This is a genomic window from Aeromonas sp. HMWF017 (assembly GCF_003061465.1).
Lineage (GTDB): Bacteria > Pseudomonadota > Gammaproteobacteria > Enterobacterales > Aeromonadaceae > Aeromonas > Aeromonas veronii.
Genome location: NZ_QAJD01000102.1, coordinates 1 through 7,433, shown reverse-complemented (window position 1 = coordinate 7,433; position 7,433 = coordinate 1). Strand labels below are relative to the sequence as shown.

At 60.8% G+C, this 7,433-nt stretch carries 7 protein-coding genes; 2 read left to right on the top strand and 5 right to left on the bottom strand.

The genetic code is table 11. From position 1 onward, the window contains the following. The coding region (gene lnt / locus DBR30_RS09940; RefSeq protein ID WP_258224380.1) for an apolipoprotein N-acyltransferase at positions 1–1,348 on the top strand (1,348 nt) is incomplete at its 5' end. Positions 1,349–1,413: 65 nt separating this feature from the next. Here lnt and nqrE read toward each other — a convergent pair. The 5 genes from nqrE to DBR30_RS09915 form a co-directional block, all read right to left on the bottom strand. Next, positions 1,414–2,013, bottom strand: a complete 600-nt coding sequence (nqrE, locus tag DBR30_RS09935) for an NADH:ubiquinone reductase (Na(+)-transporting) subunit E (RefSeq protein ID WP_076493655.1) — start codon at positions 2,011–2,013, stop codon at positions 1,414–1,416. A gap of 199 nt (positions 2,014–2,212) precedes the next feature. Then, the gene (locus DBR30_RS09930) at positions 2,213–2,605 is read right to left on the bottom strand and encodes a hypothetical protein (RefSeq protein WP_258224378.1); all 393 of its coding nucleotides are present in this window, start codon (positions 2,603–2,605) and stop codon (positions 2,213–2,215) included. 259 nt (positions 2,606–2,864) lie between these two features. After that, complete coding sequence (locus DBR30_RS09925) at positions 2,865–4,046, bottom strand: MerR family transcriptional regulator (protein ID WP_108542157.1); 1,182 nt, start codon at positions 4,044–4,046, stop codon at positions 2,865–2,867. Between the two features lie 177 nt (positions 4,047–4,223). Continuing rightward, positions 4,224–5,954: a single-stranded-DNA-specific exonuclease RecJ gene (recJ, locus tag DBR30_RS09920; RefSeq protein ID WP_108542156.1), complete on the bottom strand. Its 1,731-nt coding sequence runs from the start codon at positions 5,952–5,954 to the stop codon at positions 4,224–4,226. Beyond that, entirely contained in the window at positions 5,920–6,567 is a 648-nt protein-coding gene (locus DBR30_RS09915; RefSeq protein ID WP_108542155.1) for a disulfide isomerase DsbC N-terminal domain-containing protein, read from the bottom strand. The genes recJ and DBR30_RS09915 overlap by 35 nt, the downstream gene beginning before the upstream one ends. 316 nt (positions 6,568–6,883) lie before the next feature. Here DBR30_RS09915 and mscL point away from each other — a divergent pair, with 316 nt between their 5' ends. Continuing rightward, positions 6,884–7,294, top strand: a complete 411-nt coding sequence (gene mscL, locus DBR30_RS09910) for a large-conductance mechanosensitive channel protein MscL (RefSeq protein WP_047438040.1) — start codon at positions 6,884–6,886, stop codon at positions 7,292–7,294. The last annotated feature ends 139 nt before the right edge of the window (positions 7,295–7,433 follow it).

Below are 7,433 nucleotides of genomic sequence, written 5' to 3'. Positions count from 1 at the left end.
CTTTTTGCCGGGCCTGTGGTGGATCCACGTCAGCATGACCGAGTTTGGCGGCATCCCGCTGCCGGTCGCCTTCGTGCTGCTGGCCGGGCTCTCCGCCTATCTGGCACTCTACCCGACGCTCGCCTGCTGGGTCTTTGCCCGCTTCTTTGGCGGCCGTCACTGGAGCCGCTGGCTGCTCGCCTTCCCAGCTCTGTGGTTGGTCGCTGACTGGCTGCGCGGCTGGGTGATGACCGGCTTCCCCTGGCTCTGGTTTGGTTACAGCCAGATCGACGGCCCTCTCAAGGGCTTCGCCCCCATTCTCGGGGTGCAGGGCATCACCCTTGCTCTGCTGTTCTCCGCTTCCGCTATCTGGCTGGTGTGGAAGTCCCGCTCCCCGCTCTGGCTGGCGGTGCCCGCCCTGCTGGTGGCCGGTGCCCACGGCCTGATGCAGCTCAACTGGGTCACCCGTGGCGAGCCGATCAAGGTGGCGCTGGTGCAGGGCAATATCGCCCAGTCCCTCAAGTGGGATCCGGAGGCGCTGGCCCCCACGGTGCGCACCTATCAGGACTTGAGCCGCGAGAATCAGGATGCCGACATCATCGTCTGGCCGGAATCGGCGATCCCGGCTATCGAAAAGGCGATGGGCCCCTATCTGGAGAATCTGGACAAGGCGATGAAGGTGAACGATACCGGCCTGCTGGCGGGGATCATCCACTACGACGAGCAGCAACAGCGCTTCTACAATACCGTGCTCGGCATGGGGGTGCAGGATGCGGATGGCAAGGAGTCCTACTTCTACAACCACTCCAACCGCTACAACAAATACCACCTGCTGCCCATCGGCGAGTTCGTGCCATTTGAAGATCTGCTGCGCCCCATCGCCCCCTTCTTCAACCTGCCGATGTCCTCCTTCAGCCGGGGTGACGAAGTGCAGCCCAACCTGATCGCCAAGGGGCTCAAGTTTGCCGCCGCCATCTGCTACGAGATCATCTTCCCGGAGGAAGTGCGCCGCAACGTCAATGCCGATACCGACTTCCTGCTGACTGTTTCCAACGACGCCTGGTTCGGCACCAGCATCGGTCCCTGGCAACATATGGAGATCGCCCGGATGCGCGCGCTGGAGCTGGCTCGTCCACTGCTGCGGGACACCAACACCGGCATCACTATCGTGACCGAGATCGATGGCAGCATCATCGGCCAGATCCCGCAGTTTGAAGCGGGCGTGCTGCGCAGCGAGGTGCGTCCTGCCCACGGCGAGACCCCCTACATGCGCTTTGGCAGCTGGCCCCTCTACGGCCTGACCGTGCTGCTGCTGGGTCTGGCGCTGGCGCTGCGCCCCAAGGCTCACCCCTGGGCCCGCGAGCTGTAACGCCAATCCGCAATCCCCGATAAAAAACGAGGCGCCCGCAGGCGCCTCGTTTTTTTCATCTCCAATCAAAGCGATATGCCTGAGAAGGACATAAAGCCGAGGGACATCAGCCCCGCCACGATAAAGGTGATGCCGATGCCCCGCAGCCCCTCGGGTACATCAGCGTACTTCAGTTTCTGGCGCAGCCCGGCCATGGCGACAATGGCCAGCAGCCAGCCAAGCCCCGAGCCTGCGCTGTAGACCAGCGACTCGGCAAAATCGTAATCCCGCTGCGCCATAAACATCACCCCGCCGAAGATGGCGCAGTGCACCGTCAACAGCGGCAGATAGATGCCGAGCGCCTGATAGAGCGCCGGAACGTACTTGTCGAGCACCATCTCCATCACCTGCACCAGCGCCGCCAACACCCCGATGTAGATGATGTAATCGAGAAATCCCAGATCGAATTCGCCGAAAAAGGTGCTGCCTGCCCGCAAGATATGGCGGTAAATCAAGTTGTTGAGGGGAATAGCGATCACCATCACCACCAGGATCGTCATGCCAAGGCCAAAGGCGGTGTTGATGTTCTTCGAGACGGCCAGAAAGGTACACATCCCCAGAAAGAAGGCCAGGGCGAGGTTTTCGACAAAGATTGAGTGAATAAACAGGTTGAGGTAGTAGTCCATAGGTGTGCTCACCAGGTGTTTGCGCAAAGAGAAAGTCTGCCTCTGGCCGATGGCCAGCAGCATGGACGAAACAACAGAAAGCGCGGACGCAGTACCGGACGATAGAGCGCAGGCAGCAGGTGTCAACCTGCCCCGTCAGTCAATCGGGAGCGTTAAAAGCCGTGTGAAAACGTGGATGAGCGTCCGCCAGCCGGGTGAGCTAGTCGCCGTGACAGAAGCGAAATTGCAGATAGTGGCCGCAGAGTTGCCGTTTATGCAGATAGCCAACGTGGCCACAAGCTTGTCTGACATAGATCAGCGGCACAAAGAACAGCAGGCCACAGAGCAGGCCGAGGATGTCGTACTGGAACCAGGCCAGCAGCATCTGATAGAGATGGCCTTCCCGCTCCTTCGCCAACCGCCGCCCCTGCTCGACCCCGTGGCGCCACTGGTTGCCCGGCAGCAAGCCGACCGTGTCGACCAGACGCTGGTTGATCGGGTCTTGCAGTGCCATCCCCGCCGTCGCCCCGGCAGATGGCCCCTGCGAAACGGCGCTCAGCCCAGCTGCGGCAAAAGCAGCGAGCCACAGAATGCAGGCGATGGCAAAGGCCATTGCACCGTGCTGTATGCGGCTTGGGGGTAAGCGACTGGCAAGAGGCAAGGATCGAGCTCCTTCAGGGATGACAGGAATGCGGGGATAAATATATCACAAGCCATCGCTTTATTGGATTTTGATATTCACCTAATCATGCAAATCAGCACTAAACACTCAATTATCACTGAACTTGGCATTTAAAAACTAAAACAAATGGGGGAGCATCTGCTCCCCCGTCCGATCACTGGCTCACCCTCAATGGCAATAGCCATCCTCTTCACATCGCCTGCAGGCAGCAGATCACATAGCCGTAACTGCCCAGATATTGGCGGTGGATGGCTACTTCCCGGCTCAAGTCCTGCCAGGCGGCACTCTCCCCCAGCTCGTCTCGATAGCGCACCAGATTGACCTCGATAGGGTCCAGATAGTTGTTCCAGGCGCTCATCGGCAAGGGAGTGTGCGACAGGCAGCGGTAGCCTGCCGCTTGTATCGTCTCAAGCAGGCCCGCCAGCGTCTGCATGGCGGGATAATCCTGCTGCCAGAATGCCAATGCCTCCTCGGGCGGGTTATCGGTCAGCCAGACCGCATCACTGAGCACGATGCAAGCCTGCGGGCTCGCGAGCAGCGGACGCCACGCCTTCAGCGCATTGGCAACCCCCATCACGTAAGCGCTCCCCTCTGCCCAGATGAGGTCGGCCGGGGCCAGATCGTCCGGCAGTGCCGCCATGTTGGCGCAGAGGGTGGAGACATGCTCAAAGCCTGCTGCACGGGCGGAGTGCGCCACGGCGGCCAGTGCCTCCTCTTCCAGATCGATGGCTACGATGGCGGCATCGGTCACCTGAGCCAGCGCCATGGTCGAGGCACCGCGCCCGCAGCCCATGTCGAGGATCCGGCGCGGCCGGATGGGCAAGGCGGCAAACTGCTGCTGGGTGAAGGCGCGATCCCCCGGCCCCCAGTAACTCATGCCATCCAGCAGCTGGATAAAGTCCTTGATGTAACGCTCATGTTCATTCATGTCTTTGCTCAACCATTGCAAGTGGTAGCGATCTTTCTCGCTAAAACCCTGTTTCATCACCCACGCGAAGTAGGCCTCCGGTGCCTCGCGCTGCAGTTGCAGCTGCCAGGCCTTGAATTCCTCACCGGAGCGCGGGCGCAGCCCTGCCAGATCCGCCAACAGATCCCGGGCGCGCTGCATCCGCGCCAGCTCCTCATCCAGCTCCCTGACCCGGGCCTGCAATGCCGCTTGATCTATCTCGCCAGCCAGACAGGCGAGGCACTGCTTGAGGCTGAGACCACCAGCCTGCAGGGCCTGCACCATCTGCAGCCGCTGCAGATCCCCCTCGTCGTAGTGGCGATAGCCGTTGGCGGCCCGGGTGCCGGCAATCACCCCCAGCTTCTCGTAATAGAGCAGGGTGGAGCGGGCGAGGCCGCAGCGGCGGGCCAGTTCGGATATTTTCATGGCAATAACTCACGGTGCGGGCCCTCAGGTGACCCGATAGAGACGAGCTTAAACTGTGAAGCTATAGACAGGTCAACGCCCTTTTCCAGAGATCCGCCAACAAAAACGGCCACCCGAGGGTGGCCGTTGTCAGCGCTATCTGTGATAAAGCGGCGATAGAGCAGCGATGCTACCGGCTCAAAGACCGGCTGCCTCCAGATGCTCCACCAGCAGCTGCACGCTGCGGTTGCCGCGCCACTCGTTGACGTCGAGCCGGTAGACCAGCCGCACCCGCTTGACCGAGGCATCGGGCCAACGCTTGAGATCGACGCCGAAGGCGATGGCATCCACCGCATGGCCGGAATCCGTGGTCAGCATCATCTTGAGGTGCTTCTCCCCCACCAGCCGCTGCTGTACCAGCACGAATTCGCCGTCAAACAGTGGCTCGGGGAAGGCCTGGCCCCAGGGGCCGGAGGCGCGGATCAGCTCCGCCAGCTCCAGACTCAGCTCATCGGGCAGCAGCTCGCCATCAGTGAGCAGTACCCCGGTCAAAAGCTCCGGCGTCACCAGCTCGCTGATGACCGCCTCAAAGGCCCGACCGAACGCCTCGATATTGGCCTTGGGCAGGGTCAGCCCCGCCGCCATGGCGTGACCGCCAAACTTGCCCATCAGGCCCGGATGGCGGGTATCGAGCAGTTCCAGCGCATCGCGCAGGTGCACGCCGGGGATAGAGCGGCCGGAGCCCTTGAGCTCGGTCTCGCTGCTCTCGGCAAACGCGATGACCGGGCGGTAGTACTTCTCCTTCACCTTGGAGGCCACCAGCCCCACCACCCCCTGATGCCACTCGTCCCGATGCAGCACTATACCCGACGGCACCTCGCCGTCGCGAAAACGGATCTGCTCCAGGGTGGCGAGGGCCTCCTGCTGCATCCCCTGCTCGATCTCCTTACGCTCCTGATTGAGGCTGTCCATCTCGGCCGCAAGCTGGCGCGCCAGATTGAGGTCATCACAGAGCAGACAGGCGACCCCGAGGGACATGTCATCGAGGCGCCCCACCGCGTTGAGGCGCGGCCCCAGCGCAAAGCCGAGGTCGGCGGCGGTGAGACGGCGACCATCGCGGCCCGACACATCCACCAGCGCCTGAATGCCGGGGCGGCAGCGCCCGGCCCGGATCCGCTGCAACCCCTGATGGACGAGAATGCGGTTGTTGCCATCGAGCGCCACCACGTCGGCGACCGTGCCGAGGGCCACCAGATCGAGGTAATCCGCCACATTGGGGGCGCGTAGCCCTTGCCGTTCGTACCAGCCAAGCTGACGCAGATGGGTGTTGAGGGCCGCCATCAGATAGAAGGCCACCCCCACCCCGGCCAGCGACTTGGAGGGGAAGTCGCAACCGTGCTGGTTCGGGTTGACGATGGCATCGGCGTCAGGCAGCTCCTGACCCGGCAAATGGTGATCGGTAACCAGTACCTGCATGCCGGCCACCTTGGCTGCCGCCACCCCGGCGATGCTGGAGATGCCGTTGTCTACCGTGATCAGGAACTCGGCGCCGCGGGCCACCGCCAGCTCGACAATTTCGGGGGTGAGGCCATAGCCAAACTCGAAGCGGTTGGGCACCAGAAAATCGATGTGGCGACCGCCCATGGCGCGCAGGGCCAGCACACACAGCGCCGAACTGGTGGCACCATCGCAGTCAAAGTCGCCGACGATAAGGATCCGTTTCTGGGCAGTCAGGGCATCCGCCAGCAGCGGCACCGCCTGCTCCATGCCATAGAGGCGCTGGGGCGGCAACAGCTGGCTGGCGCTGCGCTCCAGCAGGGCGGGATCCTCTACGCCACGGCTGGCGAAGATTTGGCGAAGCAGGGGATGCAGGGTGGCAGGCAGATGGGAATCATCAACTCGCGGACGACGACGAATGTGCAGAGGCATCAAAATTATCCAGTATCTTGAGCAGCTGTTCGGGGCTCTGATACCCGCGCACCAGATCCCCGTCGGAGGAGACCCAGGCCGGCAGTACCTTGACCCCCAACCATTGGCTCAGGCCAATATTTTGGATAAGGGTCTCACTACATGCTGTTTGAGGCAAATAGGCTTTTAACGGATCATTTTGCAGCAGGGGATCGCTGCACCAGTCTGTGGCCCGTTCGGCGTGATCAATCACCGGATATAGTGCCACGCTCACCCCGGATGCCTGCAGGTGTTGCAAGGTGCCGGAGAGCTGACGGCGCTTGGCGTCCTGCTCGCCGAGAAACAGTGCGACCCGGTGACGCTCATTCCGGGCCTTGAGCACGATGGGGGCATGGGCCACCTGTGCCAAGCCAAGTCGGCGCTGCTCGCGCATACCCGAGATGGTCAGGTTCTTCATGTCGCGGGTCATATCCAGCATGACCCCCTGCACCACATAATCCCCTTTGGCATCGCTGTAGAGCACCCCCTGCGAGGTGCCCAGCATATACAACCCTGCGATCGGGGTCGGTTCAACCAGATAGACGGGGACCCCCAACCGGGCCGTGATGGTCTGTTTCAAGGCTTGGGTATCCATCCCCGCTCTGGCAGAAAATGTGCACAAAAGCATCATTCCCAGTAGTAAATACTTCACTTGTTTACTCACGTGGTATGAATGAATCGACCCAGCAAACTACAGCAGCACAGCTCATCATTCAACCAGCTACTTACCAAAAAATTAATATCACTTTGTACCAAAAAAATGGTTCCCCCCGATTGCCAAGGACTCATAACGCCCGCAAGCTAGTCAGGACGACAGGAATAACGCGGCTTAGCCTCTGTTTTTCCTGACAAGAGTTCGCCCTTTGGCAAGGGTAATCAACGCGCTATCTTGTTTAATTTCGGAGGAAATAATGAGTCTGATTCAAGAGTTCAAAGCCTTTGCCGCCCGCGGCAACGTCATCGACATGGCGGTCGGTATCATCATTGGTGCCGCCTTCGGCAAAATTGTCTCCTCTTTTGTCGGTGACGTGATCATGCCGCCCATCGGCCTGATCCTGGGCGGCGTAGACTTCAGCGACCTGGCGGTCACCCTGAAGGCCGCAGAAGGTGCAACACCCGCCGTAGTTATCGCCTATGGCAAGTTCATCCAGACCATCATCGACTTTCTGATCATCTCTTTTGCCATCTTCATGGGACTGAAGGCCATCAACACCCTCAAGAAGAAGCAGGAAGAGGAAGCCGCCGCCCCGGCAGGCCCAACCAAGGATCAGGAGCTGCTGACCGAGATCCGCGATCTGCTGAAATCCCAGCAAGGGAAATAAGCGCCATCTCCTGTCGTGTAGAGATAAAAAAACCGCCTGCTGGCGGTTTTTTGTTTTTGAAAGGCCAACAACTCAGGCTCTGGGGTGGTGCTCACCGTGCAGCGCCTTGAGTCGCTCGTTGGCCACATGGGTGTAGATC